This window comes from Haemophilus sp. HMSC066A11 (genome assembly GCF_001811665.1).
Lineage (GTDB): Bacteria > Pseudomonadota > Gammaproteobacteria > Enterobacterales > Pasteurellaceae > Haemophilus > Haemophilus influenzae.
On record NZ_KV805894.1, the window covers coordinates 1 to 2,386 of the forward strand.

At 59.8% G+C, this 2,386-nt stretch carries 4 protein-coding genes; all 4 read right to left on the reverse strand.

The features are described 5' to 3' along the window. Positions 1 to 219 precede the first annotated feature (219 nt). Positions 220 to 1,155 (reverse strand): protein rep, encoded by a 936-nt coding sequence (locus HMPREF2813_RS08440; RefSeq protein WP_070544385.1) that lies wholly within the window; start codon positions 1,153 to 1,155, stop codon positions 220 to 222. 213 nt (positions 1,156 to 1,368) lie between these two features. After that, on the reverse strand, positions 1,369 to 1,626 hold the full coding sequence (locus HMPREF2813_RS08445; RefSeq protein WP_070544389.1) for a hypothetical protein: 258 nt from the start codon (positions 1,624 to 1,626) through the stop codon (positions 1,369 to 1,371). After that, a complete protein-coding gene (locus tag HMPREF2813_RS08450; RefSeq protein ID WP_070574462.1) occupies positions 1,626 to 1,916 on the reverse strand; it encodes a hypothetical protein in 291 nt (96 codons plus the stop codon). The genes HMPREF2813_RS08445 and HMPREF2813_RS08450 overlap by 1 nt, the downstream gene beginning before the upstream one ends. A gap of 228 nt (positions 1,917 to 2,144) precedes the next feature. After that, positions 2,145 to 2,386, reverse strand: a 242-nt coding sequence (locus tag HMPREF2813_RS09930) for a hypothetical protein (RefSeq protein ID WP_186821732.1), incomplete at its 5' end; no start/stop codon positions are given.

Below are 2,386 nucleotides of genomic sequence, written 5' to 3' on the forward strand. Positions count from 1 at the left end.
GCCCGTGGATCTCGCGTTCAGCTTCGCCCAGCTCGGGCGCAATAGACTTCTTCTCAGCCATTTTTCATCTCCAACACAGATGGGTTTTGGTTAGGCCTCGGTGGGTGTTGACGCACTCACCGGGGCCGCTTTCGCTGTTGAACGCTCTGCGTGAATCAGCCTGAGCGAGGTGCTAGCACCTCGCATATCCTGCCCCGCGAAGAACATTCATCCGTGCACTCAGGCGGGTCGATCTTTCCTCCTCTGAAGGTCGTATCCGCGACCGGTCAGGTAGCGGTAAAAAAGGGTGCGAAAGGGGAGGTCGTCGAAGGGCTCGTCAATGAGCTGCTCCGGCACCACCACCGAACGGAAGCAGCCAGCAGATCCGATGAGTCTCTTTCCGCGCAAGGTCTCGTAGCAGTGCCACGTGTCCTCAACAGGCTGATCCGAAAACTTCACCGCGTACTTGAACACCTCGAGGAAGCCACTCACAGGATCCTCCTGGCTGATCGGCCGTACGTCCACCACGTGGCTATCACCAGTGATGTTTTTCCACTCAGCCGAGAGCTGCAGCTGGTCAGGCTGATGCTCAGCGATCGCGATCATGTGCAGATGCGGATGCCAGAGCCCAGAACCTGTGCCGCGCTTCACTTCGTACGACCACACAGCACCCATAACACCATCGAGGCAAGAGCCGCGAGCACGGTGTTTCCGCATCCATAGCTCTCGCTGGCCACGATGGAGGTGCTTAAAACGCTCAGCCAAGTCATTGCCATCCTTAACGGTCAGAGTCACGAGAAAGGGCTTTAAAGAGGCGTTCGACCCTCTAAGCACCTCCCACCTATCCAGGTAGCTTTTGAGGGCCTTGCTGCCCCTCCTGATGGCGCACAGGGGGCATAGGAGATGCTTCATGCAAAGCGAAGCTGCATGCAACCGCACTTCGTCGACGGTGAAGTAGTGCCGGAACATCAAATAGTCCCCACACGAGCCGACCCGCCGTGCTAAGCCTTGATGGCCTCCAAGCCCGCTGATAAACTCCGCTACGTCGAGAGCGCCTGCTTTAGCTGCTCCATATCTCTGAACCCTTCGGGGTAGTGCCTCGATGCCCTGAACGCCGATTTCTCCTGCCAGAGAGTCGGCGTTTTCCTTTGGGTCATCCGGTGGTCGTTCCTCCATCGGCGGCCCTCCGTGCGATGAGGAACCCAATGGGTCCAGCCAGCATCTCGCGGCCCAGCCGGACGGCGTCCGGCGACAAGCCCTGATCGCAGGCAAACGAGCCGGAAACCCGCATGGATGCTGGCTTGGAGCAATTGTTTGTATGTATCAAGGGAAGAGCGCCGGCCGGCGCCAAGTGCCGGGGCAGGCCCGTCCCAAGGCGTCGTCCCGCGCTCACTTCTTTTCCTCGTACGACAAATTGACTGTCGCGCCAGGTGCCCACGCACGCACCGGCACGGAGATCTGCGAGCCGACCTGGTCGGCGTACTTCGTCAGATCGGGAACCGTGAGGGTGTAGAGCTGCACCAAGCCGCGGGAGTCGAGGCCTTCCACCTGGAGTACTGACCGGGGCTGGATGACCTCGCCGGTCTTCTTGTTGACACCACCACCGAGAGTGGTGGCAGCGCGAACGGTGCCTGTGAGAGTCAGCATCAGTGCGTCTCCTCATCAGGGATCAAACCGTGCTTTTCGATGGCCTCCTGCGCGAGCTTGACGGCTTGCAGCGTGGCGGCCGTGAGGAACTCACGCTTGCTCATGTCGAGCAGCTGGCAGACATCTTCCACGTCGCTGAACAGCTCGGGGTGAACGTCGAATTGCAGCTTCTTCAGCTTGAGCTGCTCGGCAGTCTCCGGGTCTCTGAGGAAGTGATCCATCAGGCCGTAGTTGCCACGTTTGTAAAGCTCGTCGAGAGCTTTATGCTGGATGAGGGAATCAAGGTCCACATCGGCTCCAATTGAAGGTTGCAGGAACGACAATTGTTACCAGACGAAAGGCCGATGTAAAGCCTTACGCGTGCAGGATACGAATTCAGAGCCCTTTTTGTGGTCCACGCAGCCTGTTTTGCATGCGCGAAGACGGGCAGGGGAGGGGAGGGCGCTGGGCACGCGGCGCATCGCTGCGTTGGCGTGAGAGCCGTGGCTCTGCATGGGGGGCATACCCCCCATACCCCCTTAGGCCGCTGGCTGATCCTCCACCGGGTCTCCCAGGACGCCGTAGTCAGTCTCGGCGAATGCCGGCCGACCATGCTTCAACAGCAGGTGTTGGTAGGTGTCAAAACGATCACAGAGGCGAGACAGGGTGGATACCGCGAGGCAGCAAAACGACGCCTCGTCGGGATTCGAGCTGCGCCAGATCTCGATCAACGCTTGGGCTTCGGCCAGAGGCCCGTGGATCTCGCGTTCAGCTTCGCCCA